Origin of the sequence: Enterococcus sp. AZ062 (assembly GCF_051715065.1) — a bacterium.
Classification (GTDB): domain Bacteria; phylum Bacillota; class Bacilli; order Lactobacillales; family Enterococcaceae; genus Enterococcus_B; species Enterococcus_B mundtii.
The window spans coordinates 2,150,633-2,168,918 of record NZ_JBIOTB010000001.1 but is presented as its reverse complement, the minus strand read 5'-3'; the positions used below and the strand labels follow the sequence as shown (position 1 = coordinate 2,168,918).

Sequence of the window (18,286 nt, the reverse complement as noted above, 5' to 3'; positions counted from 1 at the left end):
GAGATGAAGCGAATAACTACCAATCTTTTGTTCCTGCTTAGTGTTGTTTTGTTCACTGGCTTTGTGCGAGTCGCTCCTGCGTTTGCCGACGAGGTGATTGCTTCCGATCAGCAAGAAATCCAGTTTGAATTATATGAAAAAGACGAAGTTGCTCCCACAGATAAGGGTGAAAGTGGAACGAGCAAACCGCAAGCGGAGGGGATGCTTCCGCAAACGGGTAGTTTGTTGTATGGAACGTCTGCATTTCTCGGTACATTGTTGATTGGATTTGTCGGACTGATGTATCGATTAAGGAGGCAGAAGCGATGAAGCCTAAAATCAAATGGTTGCTACTATTTATCTTGCCGCTGATGTTTGCTTTCCCTTCTAAGATCCGAGCATCTTCTGTGGGTGAAGAGAAAAAATCAGCAGTGAATGTCCAAATCATCGAACCTGCTATTTATTTAAAGAAAGTGATACCACCGACTTTTGATCGCTACCCAGTCCCTGAGACGGACATTGAAGTACCAGCAAAGCAAGATCTTGTGATCGAAGTGGTTGACAATCGTTCTGGAACGAACGGGTGGAAACTCGATTATTCCTTATCTGCTTTTAAAAATCAGCAGGAATATGCAGCAAAACTTTCTATGAAAGATGGACAGTTGACGACAGAACAAACAACCGTCTATCAAGTCAATGATATAGAAAATATCAGTTATGGCGAAACGCAAGAACTCGTCAAAGTCAGTCAAGGAACAAAACAAAACTTTCGATTGATCTTCCCGAAAGAAAGTATTAAGTTGAGTGTTCCTGCTAATAGTCCAAGTGGTACCTATAAAGCGATACAGACGGTCAACCTCGTAAATGTGGTTGCCGATGTAGATTAATTGAAAATCAAGGAGGAATAAAAATGAATCACAAAACAAAAACATTGAGTGCAGTATTCGCAGGGTTGATTTTAGTAAATATAGGTGGGGTAGCAGCATTCGCAGCAGAGGTACCAGGACAAACTGGAAGTACACCGACGACTGTGACGATTACCGATGCTACTTCAGGAGATTTAAGACTCGATGCCGTTCCAGCGACTTATGCGTTTGAAACAGAAATCGAAAATGGTACGTATTCACTTAGCACTGGAACAATCGGTACACCAGGAAATATCGTTGTTTCAAATGATAGCATCGCTCAAGCTTGGTCAGTGAGAGCAACTGTTGCGAATAATCAATTGACGCGAGCAGCTGCGCCAGCCACATTTACTGTGAATTCATTCCAAATCAATGGCGCACAATTAGTTGGTACAGGTGCAACTGGAATTGTCGCTCAATCAGCTACTACACCAGATGCCGGAAATAATACCGGTCAAATCACCACTCCGGTAACATCGATCGCGATTGGTTTTACTGATCCGAGCAATGTCTTACAAGTAAATAATGTCTTGAACGGTACGATCAATTATCAATTGTACAATACGGCAAATGCTTCTTAATGGCTGTGTCCGAATTGAGAAGATTGAAGCAATCGCATTCAGCGATTGCTTCAATTCTTTCTATAGGTTTTTGTTCATGATCAAATCTATAGGAAAAACCAAATGAATCGATAAATGAGGTGTAGTGATGCGGAAAATAATTTTAGCCATTTGTTTCATGTTTGCTTTTTGCTTCCCCTTAGTCACCGAGGCAGAGACTGAGAGTGTAGTGGGCTTTCATATCAAAGCAATTATTCCAGAAAATCAAGCCGATAAAAAATTAACTTATTTTGATTTACAACTAGAACCTGGTCAAAAACAAACGATCAAGTTCCTGATAGAAAATACATCGAATGAAGAGTCAACTTATCAGGTTGCAGTCAACCAAGCCTATACGAATGATCAAGGGTTTATTGATTATACGCAACCAATAGATGAACCAGATATACCGGACGAATTTCAAATCGACAACATTGCGAAAGTTCCAGAAAGCATCACTTTAGCTGGTGGAAAGTCGCAAGAAGTTAGCGTTGACCTTACAATGCCAGAAAAAGAATTTGATGGACAAATCTTGGCAGCCATCCATGTTATGAAAGTAGATCAAGCGGAACAAGAGGGACAAATCGTTAATAATTATGGCTATGTCTTAGGATTGAAATTAACGAATAACACGAATGAAGTGCAAAGAAAGGTGGAATTGGCAGGCGTCGAACCAGCCATTTCATTTGGGAAAACAAGTGTGGTAGCAACCTTGAAGAATCCAACGATGGATGCGATCGGTCATTTGAAATATGTAGCTGAGGTGAAAGATGCCACAGGGGAAGTCATAAAAGAAGTATCCTATGATAAAGAGATGCAAATGGCGCCCTTGTCGACGTATCGATTTGCGATCGATTGGGACAATGAGCGACTGGAAGCGGGAGATTATTCCTTGCATTTGACAATCTCAGATGCAAAAGACAACGAGTGGGTATTCGATCGCAAATTTACCATCAGTGAGAGTGATGCGAAAGAAGTGAATAAGGTAGCAATCTCTGAAGTAAATCAACAGTCGATCCCAACGTGGGTCTATGTAGTTGTGGGTGTCTTACTTGGGGTTATCATTCTATTGATCATTTATTTTCTATTCATACGTAAGAAGAAAAAAGAAGAGTAACCAAAAGGGGTTGTGATCCTTATGTTAACACGAGTCTTAGCATAGGGATCACAATCTCTTTCTGTCAGTTAGCGTTTTTTATAGAAATAATAAAGCACACTGATAAAAAAAATCACAGATATTAGAAGGCCGATTTCGTAATATACAAACACCCTCAGAGAATCGTAAAAGTAGTATACCATGATTTTAGTGATAAAATAAATCACTGGACATGCAGCTAGGAACACCAAGAAAGTGCGCTTAGTTAATTTAAAGAAATAAAAAAATGCTAGCACGGCAATACATAAAGGAAACCAAAATAAAAACTTGCTTAACTGAACCAACATCATTCACTCCTCTATTATCTTCGTAAATAAATAATACCATTTCTGTGTTATTTTTAAAACTATTAATAGTATCATAACAAAATATTTTTTTTGATTTCAAAATAAGAATAAGGAGTTATTATATAGGAAACCATGATTTATATTAGTTTGTGATTAGTTGATCATGTTAAACCTTTGTTTTTTTAATAACAGCTATAAAAATAAAATTAGGTTCCTTTGTTATATATCGACCATTTTTTTAAAATGATTTTAACGAATTTGTATGAATAAACTGTAAAACCATTTCAGTGATCCAAAGACAGTCATGACGGCGCATACTGAATGGTTGGTACCCATTATAGCGATAGATATATTCATTTTTCCAACCTTTTGTTTTAGTCTGCTTCATTTGTAATAAGTCAATCAAAGGTTGTAAAGCCTCTTGATCAAGGTCATTAGTATGAGAAGCAATGTAGATAAGATCGGTCAGGGATAAAACATAGCCTTGTGGAAACATATTTTCTGTAATATGTGCAGAAATGGGCTGTCCATTCGACAAACGTTTGAACCATTGATGTTTTTCCATATATATCACACCATCAGTAATCATTTGTTTTACTTGTGGATCAGATTGATCCACCATTTTTTGATAAGTGATCAATGCACGAACACTTTTTCCGATGCCAATGTAACAAGGAGTTTTTCTTAAGCAACCACCATGTTGGCAAATACCACGTCCTGTCCACGAGGTTGTTTGATTACGTTCAAAGAGCTGATAGTTTTTGATCCACGTGAGTGCTCGCTGGGCAGGGAGTGTCTGTCCTAAACCGAGACGAACATAGGTCTCCAGTAACATCGCGTTGTAACAAGGAACGATATCTTCTGCTTTTCCGGTATAAGAAAAACCGTCTGGTGTCGCAACCATTTCTTCTACATATTGGATCAATGACTGGGTAACTGGTAATTGATTTGCATAAGGGATTTCTGCTAAACCGATTAAAGCAAAAATTTTACCTAGACTGGATAGATTCTCTTGTTGCTCATATTTTTTGACGATCAGTGATTGCTCAAGATAGAGCATCGGATCTTCAATCGGCTCATTTTGTTGTATTTTCATTTTTAATCGATAAGCTGTATCCATAAAAGCATCACTCCTTCCATTGCTTATTGTGACTATTTGATAAGGGTTTCATCAATCAAGTATATCATCAAATGGTTGATCAGTAATGGAGAATCCATAGAATCATAGTTGGAACATTTTAATTTTCTTTTTTTTTATTTCTTTAAAAAAATATGATACTGGGAGAATTCTAATAATTCAGTGTTCTTTTATAGCAATAATCAATGGCGAATAATTCTAATTTATTGGTGTTAATTTATTTCTATAATAGGAAATAATAAGCACGATAATGATGATAAATGGTGTTATTATTCTTGGTGTAAAGGATGTGGATTGTTATTTCTTTACAAAAAACCGCCAATAAAAGGGGGCTATGAATGGGTGAAGAATCTATTCATAGATAATTGGTGAGCTAAATTTTCTTAGGAGGATGATCTACATTATGAAAAAAAGGAAAACAATGTGTCAATTGATGTTGCTCGGTCTCACTGTGTCAACAATGATGGTGCCAGTTTCCCATGTGTCAGCTGCAAATCAATCAGTAGAAAAGAGCAAGGAGAATGATTCTATACAGACGAGTCAACTAAATCAGTCTTTACTAGGATCAATCACCTCCGTCCAAGAACAAATCAATAGTTTAGAACAAAAGTATGAGTTAGTCGCTTATGATGCCACTGTCTTGCCCGAAAGAATTGACTCTGCCTCACTCTTAGTGGCTGCAGATGTGAAAGTCGTTGATGAAGAAGGGGAGCCGCTAAGTGGCTTCACACCTTATATCAAAGGAACAACTGTTGAAGAAAAGCCAGGGGAATATCAGATGACCATTGGCTTAAAAGAAGATGCCAGTGTGGAAAAGACAGTAAACGTTACAGTTTTAAATGATAAGCAAGAAACAAAATATACGATTTTAGCAGAAGACGTGACCGTACTAGTAGGACAAACTGATACTGATTACATTCTAAAAGTTGCTGGTGCCTATGCACGTAATGAAAAGGGCGAGTTATTTGATGTGATCGTAAAAAGCTCAACCGTTGAAAATCAATTAGGTGAGTATGAAATGACATTAGGGATCAAAGAAGATCCTCGGGTGGAGCGTACGATCAAAGTTACTATCACAGATAAAGAAAGTTACACATTCAGTGCGCAAGATGCTACAGTCATGGTAGGACAAACGGATGATGATTCAATCATCGCAGCTGCTAATGTCGAGATCACGAATCAGCGTGGTGAAGCAGTGGATGCAAAAGCCGTGATCAAGTCATCGACTGTGCAAGACATCCCAGGAACTTACAAGGCACTGATTGCTGTAGATAAAGATCTAAGTCTTGAAAAAATGATCACTGTCACTGTGATGCAAGAAAATGATGGAGTGACAGGTGTTCACGAATATCAATTTCTCGCTGAGGATGCAACAGTTTATGTTGGTCATACAGATGAACAATCGTTGATAGATGCAAGCGGAGCTTATGCTTTTGATGTAACAACAGGAAAAGTGGCAAGAGTAATCATCAAAGAATCAACGGTGCAAGATACTCCTGGAACCTACGAGGTCATATTTGGGATTGAACAAGATGCTGCTGTTGAAAAAAAGGTGAAGGTGACTGTTCAACAGCTAGAGAACCAACCAAAGTATCGCTTGAATGTGTGGGAAACAAATGTCACTTTGGAAGTTGACCAAACGGATGAGGAAGCGATCCTCTGGGCAAGTGGTGCAGAAGTCGTTGACAAAGATGGTGGTTTATCCTATGAAGCCTATCCAATGATCAAATCGTCAACCGTTGAAAACAAAGCAGGTATCTATGAAGCAACGATTACAGTTGATAAAGACCTTTCAATCGAGCAGAAAATCCAAGTGACAGTCATTGGTGAGGATACAACTGAACCTGAATTGTCCTATGAACTTTACGCCAATGATGGGTTTACTACGATCGAACGTACAGATGATCGTTCAATCATCGAAGCAACGAACGCCTATGCCTATGATAGTCAGGGAAGAGCGATCACTGTTATCGTTAAAGATTCAACAATCAAAGCGGAAGTTGGTGTTTACCAAGTCACTCTAGGGATTAAGCAAAACCCTTCGGTTGAAAAAACAGTCACTGTAACGATTGAAGAAAATGATTCTGAAAATCCTACTTTTGATTATATATTGTTAGCAGACGATGCAGAAGTGATGGTCGGTCAGACCGATGATTATTCCCTTCTTATAGCAACGAACGCGTATGTGTTCAACCAAACGCTAGGAAAACAAGGTACACCGATTATCAAGGCTAGTACAGTGAAAGATACTCCAGGAGAGTATGAAGCGACAATCGGTATCGAACAGGATGACCGTGTAGAAAAAACAGTGAAAATCAAAGTAGTTGGGGAACAACTACCACAACAAGAGTATATTTTAAGCGCAGCGGATGCTGCTGTAACTGTCGGTCAGACCGATGACCAATCAATTTTAGTGGCGGTCGGGGCCACTGTAACGGATTTATCTGGTCAACCAGTAGAAGCGTTACCAGTGATCAAAGCATCGACGGTCAAAGATGAAGTTGGCTACTATGAAGTAACGATTGGTATTGATAAAGGGGATATCGAGAAGACAGTCAAAGTGATCGTTCGTTCTGAAAATTTGACAGAAGGCTATGTGTTTATGGCAGAAGATGCCGTTATTACGGTGGATGAAATAGATGATGCCTCTATCATCAAAGCCACAAATGCACGAACCGTCTATAGTGATGGCAAAGTCGTGAAAGGTGCAGTCATCAAAGAGAACAACGTGTTGCCTATTCCTGGCGAATACGAGGTGGTACTGATGGCGAATCAGTATGGGTTTGGGGAAAAAACAGTCAAAGTAACAGTCGTAGCCGTCAACTGATACGTAGTTGCTAGGAAGTGATCTGTAACGTGCTATGATCCCAAGGCTACTTAGTTCATTGATCATAGCACAAGAGGTGGGAATAGAAATTTTTAGTCTCAAAAAATAAAGCGACAGCCATAAAAATTGCTTCTTTAAATTTTTGTGGCCGTCGTCTTTTTGTCGAAGATAGTACTTCTGTTCCCACCGTTTATTCGTTTCTAAGGTGGCACACAGTCTTCTTTTTATTTCAGGGAAATGATACACTGGTTAAAAGAACCCAACGATCACCAAAGGAGAAAAAAATGAAAAATCACTGTCTGATTTACCGAGAGTTTGGTTTACCGCAAGAGGTTGTGCAACTAGAAGAGCAGCCACTCACTTTAAGACAAGGAGAAGTCTTGGTCAAAATGCTGATGGCGCCAATCAATCCTTCTGATTTGATACCAATCCATGGGGCTTATGCACACCGTATTAGCTTGCCACAAATCGCTGGATATGAAGGTGTCGGGGAAGTAATCCAAGTCACTGATCCTCAGGATGAGCAAATGATAGGACAATACGTCTTACCACTACGAGTAGCAGGAACTTGGCAAACCTATCACATAGTATCAAAGAAAGACCTCATTATTGTCCCGTCTTCGATCGATCGACTGACAGCTGCTCAAATGTACATCAATCCTGTAACTGCTTGGTTGATCTGTACAAAAGAATTGGACCTGAATAAAGGAGATCATGTTTTGCTTAATGCAGGAAATTCCTCCATTAGCAGAATTTTTATCCAATTGAGTAAAATTTTATCATTTAAAGTCATTGTAATTGTTCGACACGAAAAATATAAAGAAGAGTTAACCGAACTAGGAGCAGATTTGGTCGTTGTTTGGGATGAAGAAACAACATTGACTCAAATTTTGGCACATACAAATGCCAAAGGGGTCCGCGCAGCCGTTGATCAAGTTGGAGGGAAAAGTGGTGAGATCCTTGCACGAGCGGTCCAACCTTATGGGAAGTTCATTGCGATCGGGTTGCTATCTGGTCAACAAGTTGATTGGTCATTTCTCCATACGTTGCCGATCCAAGCCAAAGTCTATCATCTAAGGCACTGGGCTGACTCGGTTTCAAATGAAGAATGGCAGAAAGTATTTCAACAATTATTCCATTTGGTTGAGGAGGGACAATTGAATCTACTAACCACAGCTCCTGTATATCCAATCTCTGACTATCGTCAGGCTTTAGAGGAGGCAGAAAAGAAAAAAAAGAAAATATTTTTAAATTTTGATAGTGTATCAGATAGATGACCGAACAAAAAGAGTAACCTGTGATCAAAAGCAGGTTACTCTTTTTTTATTTCGCGAATAAAGGACAAGTAGCGTTTTTGTTCTATTTATTTTCTAAATAAGCAGGCAAAGACAAATAAGTGATCGTCTCCATTAAAAGACGCCAGTCCGCAATCGTCGGAACATTGGAGATGCGATGAATTTGGCAAGTCTGTTCATCGATCAAATGAAGATCATAATTACAAACTACTAGATCAGCTTGGTAGGTTTCGATCGATTCTTTTGTGACAGCATGTTCAATTTGAAATTCGATCGTTGAACGTTGCATAAAGAGTGTCTCGATCTCATTCAGGATATAATCATCTAAAGATGGCGGTCCTTGGATCGTAAACAAAATACGTAAAGGACGATACGACTGTCTCATCAAAAGCGAAGCATGAAACGTTGTCAACGCAGCTGCGAGATAATCGATATGAACAAAACCAAACAATGGATTATTTTTTAGAAGCGTCAATTTTTCAAGCCATACTTGGTAGATCTCAGAATAACGTGCTTTCATTTGAGTAACCATAGTTGGTGAATGTAATTCGTAAGTATGGCTCATTTTAGAAAGTAAACGCGCATTGACTAAGTAGGCTTCCATTTTTTCTAGTGTCCCGTTTTTGATCATGTGTTCTGGGAAAACAGTCGCTAGAAAACGTTGGATCACTTCGATGACAGTAGGGTTTTCTTCTCGATAAAATGCATAGGAGCGTCCATCATCTAAATTACTTTGACGTGTGTAGGAAATACAATGAAGTGAGACTAAATATAACCACATCGTTTCATTTAATGAGAGCGTTTCATTTGAGCGTGAAAGATAGTAATCCTGTAATAATGGCTCAAGTGAAGAGAAGCCTTTACTACTTTTGATCAACACTTTGATACTTCGATTCAAGTTGCAAAGTTTTTTACACTTCCACCGCGCTTTTGCAATCGACAGCCATAAAGCGGCACGGAAATGGCTAAAATGTAAAAAGGCGTGATCTCTTTTATGACCTTCGTCAACTAAATACTGTGCATCGATCTCACTATCTGAATCAATGATCGTACTATCGCCAAAACTTGAGTAAAAGGCAAAAAAGCAAAAACGAATATCTTCCTCTCTACCTGACAAAGTCAATGGTCCAGTAGTGATCGTCACGCTGAACTCCTTCAAGATATTATTCATATGACGAATCGTTTTAAAAATTGTACTTCTAGAGACCATCAAGGCATCGGCTAATTCATCGGTTGAGTAGGTCACATTATGAAGTAATAGATCCATAATTTGGTAAGTGATGGTCCTTTTTGCTAATAAGGTGATCATCGAATCGATCGTCATTACTTTTTTGTATTGGAATGATAATAGTCCTTTATGATCAATCTTTAGTGAAACACACTGCTCATTCAACGCTTGATTGATTTCTTCAATGTCTTTTTTGAGTGTAGGCTTTGACTTCTCTAAGTCAAGAGCAAGATCATTGATTGTTAACTGGTTGGTTTTATTTTTATGTACTAAATTTAAAATTTGATATTGTCGTTTAAACTGATTATCAAGTTGTAAGGTGATGGGTAAATTTTCCATTATTCTGGCTTCCAATCTTTATTTTTCTATAGATATGTAAGAAATAGAGTCTCTCTTTAATGTTAAAACACATAGTTAGATAGGCTAAGGGGAAGATGTGCATAGTATAAGTATACAAAAAAAACAAACGTTTTAAATGGAAAATTCATGATAATTTAAAAATAATGTGTTTTAAATCAAGGGGGAATAGTTGGAATTGCAGTGTTTTTTATCGAATAATTGTTTTTTAAATAATTTTGTTATTTTTTAAAAGTGAGGAGATTTTGTTTTTCCAATAAAAATTATGCAGAAATTTCCTAGGTGCATAGTGTGATATTTTTTTCTAAATAATAAAAAAAAAGTTTTTGACTATGGGCGCGTGTATTGTAAACAATGACTATTGCTAGAATTACGGAACTTATAGAAATAAGGTAGTGCTTTATTTTTTTTGTTTGAGAAAAAAATAAAAATAAACAAAAAGTAGATTAGTGTTATTATAATCAAAAGATGAAAAAATAATAGTTTTATTACATTGTTATTTAATATCATAGTTTCATCTGGATAAGAAAGGGGTGCATACATTTAGTTAGTCAAACATACAACTAGCGGATATCAAAAAAGTAGGCATGTTCTATTACGAAGAACAGTTGTGTAGGGTATCAATCGTACAATAGAAGATATTAAGTAGAAAACGAAGCACCATAAGTCAGTACATTCAATACATTGAGTATAACTTTCTGCCAAAAAATCAGCAGATTACGTCACGTCAAGTAATACGTGTAGAGTAGGAGGAGGAAATGACTCATTTTTATAAGAAACAAATTTTACATATGATTGTAATTATCTTGCTGCTTTTTTCGTCATTAGGAAATAGTATCAGCGTTATTGCTGAGACGATCAACGAGTCAAGTGTAGAAGAACAGGTAGAAGATATTGGTGAAACACAGGAAACAATAGAAGAAACATTGGTAGAAAGTGAGGAGGCGACTGAGGACGAGAGCGAACCGGTAGAAGCGACGCCAGAAGAAGTGGTGGAAGATGGACCTTTATTAGATAGGGAACCAAGAAATGCGCAGCTATTGAATACGCTAGATAATTTTTGGATCTCTAGATTTTTACAAGGAAATGCCAGTGGAAACCGTACACAGTTTCCAACAACTTTTAGGAATTATTTTTTAAATGACAGCCGAGCGTCCATTGTATGGTCGGGGAGTAATCAGTTAGGTAACCGAACAGGAAATAGTATTGTAGGGCGAATTATGTTGCCTAGGCAGTTTTTATATCGCGACGGAAATAGTTTGTTGTATGCAGGAGTCGATTTTTATGGAATGCCAACAAGAAATCAGTATCAATTTGGAGTGAATACGATTCAACATGGACAAGGAGATTTTCACTTTACTATTCAAGAAACAACACCTTACCAAATAAAAGGTCCAGTTTTATCGCCATCCAATCTGAATGAAGGGACTTTAGCGGATTTTCAAGAATTTACTATACGAGTTGAGCGTATCCGTGATGCTTCTTTTACTAGTCAAAGAGCAAATTCATTTACGGTAGATTTGGATTGGATATTCAATACCTATTTTTATTTTGCAACTATATGGAATCATTCATATTATCCGAACTTTGTAGCAACGGTAAACCAAGCGATCCGTGGCAGTTTTACAGAATTACCCGCTCATACTTTGGCATTTGCTAGAAATCCATCGCAAGGAGCGAGTGCAAATCCATCGGCGCCTGTGACCACACTGGCACAAGGTGCAACAACGACGGTCACCGCTGCAGCCCCAGCGACTGGTTATCAGTTTGCAGGATTTGATGTGAGTGGTACGGGAAGTTCAATCACGAATGTAAATACATCTAATCGAACAGGCACGTTTACCATGGGTTCTCAAAATGCGACAGTTACTGCACGTTACGAACTGAGTAATCGAACCTTAACTTTAGCACGTTCGCCACAGGCTGGAAGTGCAAGTAATCCGACTGCGCCGACGACTAGTCTGGTGGTTGGTGCAACAACGACGGTCACAGCAGGAGCACCGTCTCCTGGCTATCGTTTGGTTGGCTTTAATGTGACAGGAAACGGGACGATTACGAATGTTAATTTAGCAAATCGCACCGCAACCTTCACAATGGGGACTGAAAATGCGACAGTCACAGCGGAGTATGCCTCGACAGTCATTCGCAATGCAGAGGATCTCGGAAAGTTTTTACGTAGCGAGTTTCCTTATGATTCAAATGAACAAACATACACGATCGAACCAGAAACCAATCAGACAATCGATATGTCTGGACAAGGGAACTTTTCAGGTCGTAGTCAATTTTCTGGTAACTTGATCGGGAATGGTACGATTATTAGAAATCTTTCATTAGTATCTCAAAATGCCTCCCTTGGATTGATCCAAACAATCAATGGCAGTAATCTTTCACGAATCGAGAATCTGACCTTAGCTGGCATTTCGCTGAATAATACACGATCATCGTCTAATTCAGCTGGAATCATCGGTCAAGTAGCAAGCGGGAAAACAGTCGAGCTTGAAAATATTACGATCGATGAAAGTAGCCAAATTGCTGCCAATCAACCCGCTGGAAATGCAGGGTTGATTGGAAACAACCAAGGTTCAGTAACGATCAAAAACAGTGAGGTTTCAGGAACCTTACATTCCAACACTGCTAATGGATTGATGGGCGGATTAGTTGGGCAAAACCAAGGACAACTAACGATTGAAAATAGTGTCTCTCGTGTTACTTTTACTGGAGGAGGCTCTTACACCTTAAATATAGGAGGGTTAGTTGGTGAAACCAGTAGTGAGGTCACAATCACTGATTCTAGAAGTGAAAGTCACACCGCAATCAATTCAGCGAGTGGGACATATCGTGGTGGTATGATTGGTCGAGTCACATTCTCAGGGAATGTGATGATCCAACGAAGCATCAATGCTAGTGATATGCGGGGAAATAACAGTATTGTCGGTGGATTTATCGGAAGAATGTCAGGAACTGCTCGAATCGAAGAAAGTTACCATAATGGGCATGTCCAAGGAAGTACAAGTCTAGGAACCGCAGCATTCATCGGCTTGACTGAAGGCGGTGGAGCCCTTGGCATCATGGATAGTTATAGTATTGGTTCTTCCAACGGTAATGGAGTGATCGGAGTCAATCAACTAGCAAGTAATGTTACGTTGAATCAACTCTTTATCGCTGGTTTCACGGGAGGGCAACCAATTACCTCAGATACGACAGGTATCAATGCGACCAATGTTTATTATGATTCCAGTACCACGAATAAAGCAACAACGACAGGTGTAGGGGAAGCGAAAACTACGCTAGAGTTGATCGAATCAACAACCGCTATGTTAGGTTTTGGGAATCGTTGGCGGACCGATTTTTCAGTCGCTCAACGAACGAATAAAACCTACCCTTACCTGAGTTGGCAGACCCAAGGCGCGCAACCGGTAATGTTTTTTGACAGCATCGATCCAATGGTCGATCGTCAAGTAACGGGTAATCAAGTGTCGGTAACATTAGATCTACAAAATGAGCCATTGAAACTATTCAATCCATATAGTTCTGGCTTAGCTGGTGAAGCGACAACAGGAACCTTCACTTTCAATCGTGGATCTATTGCAAGAGTGTCGATTGGTGTCATCAATCAGCAAGGCGTCGTTGGATTTACCGCACGGCGAATGACGGCGACGAGCGCTCGCAATCCAATCGCTGGTAGCGATCATGATCCGGAGATTGAAAAAAATGATTTTCTTGAAGGCGAAACGACACAGATCAAAGCAGCTGCACCTAACCAAGGGTATCGTTTTGTTGGATTCAGTGTAACTGGTGCGGGGAGTTCAGTTTCCAACATCGATTTGAACGCACGAACAGCGACAGTAACGATTGGAACTGAAAACACGGTCATCACAGCAGAATACGCCTCAACGATTATCCGTAATGCCGATGATCTCGGAAAGTTTTTACGAAGTGAGTCTCCTTATGATGCAAACGACCAGACTTACACGATCGAACCAGAAACAAATCAAACGATCGACATGTCAGGAGAAGGTGATTTTTCAGGACGTAGTCAATTTTCTGGTCATCTGATCGGAAATGGCACGATCATCAAAAATCTTTCATTAGTATCTCAAAATGCCTCCCTTGGATTGATCCAAACAATCAATGGCAGTAATCTTTCACGAATCGAGAATCTGACCTTAGCTGGTATCTCGCTGAATAATACACGATCATCGTCTAATTCAGCTGGAATCATCGGTCAAGTAGCAAGCGGTAAGTCAGTGGAGCTTGAAAATATCACGATCGATGAGAGTAGCCGAATCTTAGCGAATCAACCGAATGGAAGTGCAGGGTTGATTGGGAATAATATGGGTTCAGTAGTGGTCAAAAACAGTGAGGTTTCAGGAACGTTACACTCCAACACAGCTAATGGACTAATGGGTGGACTTGTTGGTAAAAATGACGGTCCATTGACCATTGAGAGTAGTCTTTCTCGAGTTACTTTTACTGGTGGTGGTTCATATACATTAAATATCGGTGGACTAGTGGGCGAAACCAGTAGTGAGGTAATAATCACTGATTCTGTAAGTGAAAGCCAAACAGCAATCAATTCATTGAGCGGAACATATCGAGGTGGAATGATTGGTCGAGTGACCTTCTCAGGTGATGTCACGATCCAACGAAGTATCAATGCCGGTGATATGCGAGGAAATAACAGTAATGTGGGCGGATTTATCGGAAGGATGTCAGGAACTGCTAAAATCGAGGAAAGCTATCACAATGGACATGTCCAAGGAAGTACAAGTCTAGGAACTGCTGGGTTCATTGGTATGACCGAAGGCAATGGCGCACTCAGTGTCGTGGATAGTTATAGCATTGGCTCCTCCAATGGCAATGGTGTGATCGGGATCAATCAATTAACGGATCGAGTGACACTCAGCCAACTATTTGTTGCAGGTTTTACAGGGGTACAGCCAATTACCTCAGATACGACAGGTATTACTGCGACCAATGTTTATTATGATTCCAGTACCACGAATAAAGCAACAACGACAGGTGTAGGGGAAGCGAAAACTACGCTAGAGTTGATCGAATCAACAACCGCTATGTTAGGTTTTGGGAATCGTTGGCGGACCGATTTTTCAGTCGCTCAACGAACGAATAAAACCTATCCGTATCTCAGTTGGCAGACGCAAAATACGCAACCATCGATGTTTTTTGATAGCATCGATCCAATGGTCGATCGTCAAGTGACGGGCAATCAAGTGGCGGTCACGTTAGATCTACAAAACGAGCCTTTAAAACTATTTAATCCATACAGCTCTGGCTTAGCTGGTGAAGCGACAGCAGGAACCTTCACTTTCAATCGTGGATCTGTTGCAAGAGTATCGATTGGTGTCATCAATCAACAAGGAGTGGTTGGATTTACCGCACGGCGAATGAGTTTGACACTGGTCCGTGATCCCTTGGCAGGAAGTGCAGCTGATCCAAACGCTGACCGAACGAATTTTATCGAAGGGGAAACCACAACGATTCAGGCGGCTGAAGCAAATGCAGGGTATCGCTTTGTTGGATTTAGCGTGACTGGCACAGGGAGTACGGTGACAAGATTTGATCAGGAAAATCGAACGGCTACTTTCACGATGGGGACAGAAGATGCAACAGTGACGGCAAATTATGTACAAACGGTCATACGAACGGCAGAAGATCTAAGTCGCTTTCTGAATAGTCAAGCGCCTTTTGATAAAGATGATGAAAACTATTCGATTGAACCAGAAGATGGAATAGCAATCGATATGGCAAATGCAGGTACTTTTTCTGGTAGACAAGTATATGGAGCGAAATTGATCGGTAATCATGCAGTCATCAAGAATTTGACGTTGACTAGTGGAGAAATAGACTTAGCATTTATTCGCTCAGTCGGAAACGATCCTTTACGAATCGAGAATCTAACATTTGAAAATTTACGAGTGACGAATACTAGAGGTCAGTCATTTACCAACTATACTGCAGGAGTGATTGCCGTAATCAGCGCAGGAAGTATTGTTGAACTTGAGAATATCAGAATGGACAGTAGCAGTAGTATTCTTTCAAACCAGTCGAATGGGAGCGGGGCTTTCGTTGGAAACAACAGTGGACAACTAACGATTACGAATGGCCAAGTCTCAAGTAATCTTCACTCGAATACTTCAAACGGTTTACTAGGTGGTCTCGTTGGTCGCACGACAGGAGTGCTTACCATGAGTCATTCTAGTTCAAAAGTGAATTTTACTGGTGGTAATAATTACTCCTTGAATCTAGGAGGATTGATCGGTGAAGTATCTGGTACAGTAACGATCACCGATACGCATAGCGAGACTCGCTCAACGGTCAATTCTTCAATATCTAGCTATCGTGGAGGGTTGATTGGCTTTGTTACAGAAAATGGTCAAGTACACATTGAACGAAGTATCAATTCGAGTGATCTTCGAAGTGGAAATAGTTATGCTGGTGGATTTATTGGTCGTTTAGCAGGAAATGTGACGATTAATGAGAGTTATCACAGTGGCTATATTCTTGGAAATGTTGCTAATGGTTCTGGTGGATTTATTGGTAGGATTGAAGACAGTGGTCAGTTAGTGATGACCGATAATTATGGTGTTGGTTCATCAAATGGACAAGGAGTGATCGGAGCGATAAGTGCAACTGCAACCGCACAGCTCACGAATTTATTCGTCGCAGGATTTACTGCTGGAGAACCGATTTCGAATACTACCACAGGAATTACAGCAAACAATGTTTATTTTGATGCAAGCACTACAAGAAAAACGACGACAAGTGGTGTGGGTGAAGCGCGTAGCACTACAGGATTGATCGATGCAACCATAACGGAGCTTGGGTTTGGTGAAAAGTGGTTCACAGGTTTTGCTTTGGGGAGCAGTGCCAATCGAACATACCCATACTTGAGGTGGCAGACGAATGGGGCACAAACTTCCGAGTTCTTCAACTCGATCCAACCAGAAGTAGATACAGCTGTTTCAACAAACCAAGTAACAGTAACTTTAGATCTTACAGGACACCCTGTTCGCTTATTCAATCCATATCAAGCGGACTTGGCAGGAGAGGTCACAACAGGTACATTCCAGATCAATCGGAATAATGCCGAGCGTTTTTCAATCGGGGTCATCAATGAACAAGGCATCATTGGCTTTACTGGTATCGGAAATTACACAGATATCCAGCCGAATAGCCAAGTCTTGAACTATGGATATGGAGAAACGGATTATCAGGCAAAAGACTTTGTCAAAGTCTTCAAAGATCAAACTGAAACAGATGATTATGACGCGCGTTTTGTAAGTTTCCCAGATTCACTGAATGGTCAATCTGCACGTGTAGAGGTTTCAAAAAATGGCACAGTATTGGCTACGATCGATGTACCAGTCACTTATCAGTTTGGTCATTCGTTAAATGTAAGAGGAATTAGTTTTCAAGGAACAGACCTACGAGCAGCAACTTTAAGCTTGAACAGTGATCAAACGCAAATTGTTGCGACCTATAATAGTGCATTAGCTGGAACTTCGGTTCATTCCTATTTTGGAAATGATATGTACTATCAAATCAGGCACTATAACCAAGTAACTGTTTCTAATGGTCCAATGAATGCACAAACGCCAGATTTCGATTTTTCTGTTAATGGTAATCAAAGGTTGGATACCTTGAATGGTTTCGGAACAAATCGAAGACTATCAGTGGCGAAAGGCGATATCGTAGAAATTTTCCATGCGGAAGCCAATGGCGGACTGGACAATATCAAAGATAATGTGGTGCAACCAAGGATATCGGATAATCGAAGCCGTTATCAAATCACTGCGAATGGATTTGAACGAATAAACATCGATCGTTTAAATCCAAGTGAACAAAAAACAGTGTTAGGAATGTCTCGTGAAGATATGGATCGTCAAATTGGACGATATTTAGATATCAGTCAATATCCTACCTTGAAAATTGAAGGTTTCACTCAATATCCCGATACGTCCAAAGAAGGAACGACGACTGGCAAGATCGTTGTCAGCGAGTCATTGGTTAATGGTGAAAAAGCCACATGGGAATATACCGTTCCTTTTGTGGTGGAAAGTGATCCAGCGATCCATGTAACGTTACCAGTCCGAATGGCTTTTGACGTCTTAGACGATCAAGTGACTAGTGATGATTATCAGGTGATCAATCATTCGACAACGACAGAATTGACAGTTTCCTTCCATACCAAAAACGATGTGGAGTTAGCAAGTACTTCGAATATTGTCTTTTTAGATTCATCGGAACAAGAAGCGACGAGCGAATCAATGTTTTTATATTTGCAACGAATCGGTGCGACGCCATCTGACAAGCCGTTAGTTGGACAAGCAAGTACTTTTGCTGGTGCACAATGGACCGAATCAGTGCCATCAGATTCCCAAATGTCACTTGGTTTTACAGGGAAATATTTTGGTGATCCCACACAAAATAATAAAGTAACAGGCAAGTTGAGTTTACACTTTGCTGCGAAGATAAATTGAACACACACAAGAAG

The 18,286-nt window shown here is 39.9% G+C and carries 9 protein-coding genes; 7 read left to right on the top strand and 2 right to left on the bottom strand.

What is annotated here, in order from left to right:
* Positions 1 to 3 precede the first annotated feature (3 nt).
* The 4 genes from IGJ00_RS10270 (at position 4) to IGJ00_RS10255 (ending at position 2,600) form a co-directional block, all read left to right on the top strand.
* Entirely contained in the window at positions 4 to 309 is a 306-nt protein-coding gene (locus IGJ00_RS10270; RefSeq protein ID WP_074799495.1) for an LPXTG cell wall anchor domain-containing protein, read from the top strand.
* On the top strand, positions 306 to 866 hold the full coding sequence (locus IGJ00_RS10265) for a WxL domain-containing protein (protein WP_161641955.1): 561 nt from the start codon (positions 306 to 308) through the stop codon (positions 864 to 866). Before IGJ00_RS10270 ends, IGJ00_RS10265 begins: the two co-directional genes overlap by 4 nt.
* Before the next feature lie 23 nt (positions 867 to 889).
* Entirely contained in the window at positions 890 to 1,465 is a 576-nt protein-coding gene (locus IGJ00_RS10260; RefSeq protein WP_071866853.1) for a hypothetical protein, read from the top strand.
* Positions 1,466 to 1,592: 127 nt separating this feature from the next.
* Positions 1,593 to 2,600 (top strand): DUF916 and DUF3324 domain-containing protein, encoded by a 1,008-nt coding sequence (locus IGJ00_RS10255; RefSeq protein ID WP_438844400.1) that lies wholly within the window; start codon positions 1,593 to 1,595, stop codon positions 2,598 to 2,600.
* A 564-nt stretch (positions 2,601 to 3,164) separates the two neighbouring features.
* Here IGJ00_RS10255 and IGJ00_RS10250 read toward each other — a convergent pair.
* Entirely contained in the window at positions 3,165 to 4,046 is an 882-nt protein-coding gene (locus tag IGJ00_RS10250) for a hypothetical protein (protein ID WP_071866851.1), read from the bottom strand.
* A gap of 421 nt (positions 4,047 to 4,467) precedes the next feature.
* Here IGJ00_RS10250 and IGJ00_RS10245 point away from each other — a divergent pair, with 421 nt between their 5' ends.
* Positions 4,468 to 6,891, top strand: coding sequence for a hypothetical protein (locus tag IGJ00_RS10245; RefSeq protein WP_438844399.1), 2,424 nt, complete (start codon positions 4,468 to 4,470; stop codon positions 6,889 to 6,891).
* 284 nt (positions 6,892 to 7,175) lie between these two features.
* The gene (locus IGJ00_RS10240) at positions 7,176 to 8,168 is read left to right on the top strand and encodes a zinc-dependent alcohol dehydrogenase family protein (protein WP_086334917.1); all 993 of its coding nucleotides are present in this window, start codon (positions 7,176 to 7,178) and stop codon (positions 8,166 to 8,168) included.
* A gap of 82 nt (positions 8,169 to 8,250) precedes the next feature.
* On the opposite strand, the gene IGJ00_RS10235 is transcribed toward IGJ00_RS10240, so the two are convergent.
* Positions 8,251 to 9,753, bottom strand: coding sequence for a helix-turn-helix domain-containing protein (locus IGJ00_RS10235; RefSeq protein ID WP_071866848.1), 1,503 nt, complete (start codon positions 9,751 to 9,753; stop codon positions 8,251 to 8,253).
* A gap of 776 nt (positions 9,754 to 10,529) precedes the next feature.
* Here IGJ00_RS10235 and IGJ00_RS10230 point away from each other — a divergent pair.
* Positions 10,530 to 18,272, top strand: a complete 7,743-nt coding sequence (locus IGJ00_RS10230; protein ID WP_438844398.1) for an InlB B-repeat-containing protein — start codon at positions 10,530 to 10,532, stop codon at positions 18,270 to 18,272.
* Positions 18,273 to 18,286: the final 14 nt, after the last annotated feature.

Bases quoted from the DNA above. Each gene is read 5' to 3' on its own strand.
- IGJ00_RS10270 (WP_074799495.1), top strand. From the start codon at position 4: ATGAAGCGAATAACTACCAATCTTTTGTTCCTGCTTAGTGTTGTTTTG.
- IGJ00_RS10265 (WP_161641955.1), top strand. From the start codon at position 306: ATGAAGCCTAAAATCAAATGGTTGCTACTATTTATCTTGCCGCTGATG.
- IGJ00_RS10260 (WP_071866853.1), top strand. From the start codon at position 890: ATGAATCACAAAACAAAAACATTGAGTGCAGTATTCGCAGGGTTGATT.
- IGJ00_RS10255 (WP_438844400.1), top strand. From the start codon at position 1,593: ATGCGGAAAATAATTTTAGCCATTTGTTTCATGTTTGCTTTTTGCTTC.
- IGJ00_RS10250 (WP_071866851.1), bottom strand. From the start codon at position 4,046: ATGGATACAGCTTATCGATTAAAAATGAAAATACAACAAAATGAGCCG.
- IGJ00_RS10245 (WP_438844399.1), top strand. From the start codon at position 4,468: ATGAAAAAAAGGAAAACAATGTGTCAATTGATGTTGCTCGGTCTCACT.
- IGJ00_RS10240 (WP_086334917.1), top strand. From the start codon at position 7,176: ATGAAAAATCACTGTCTGATTTACCGAGAGTTTGGTTTACCGCAAGAG.
- IGJ00_RS10235 (WP_071866848.1), bottom strand. From the start codon at position 9,753: ATGGAAAATTTACCCATCACCTTACAACTTGATAATCAGTTTAAACGA.
- IGJ00_RS10230 (WP_438844398.1), top strand. From the start codon at position 10,530: ATGACTCATTTTTATAAGAAACAAATTTTACATATGATTGTAATTATC.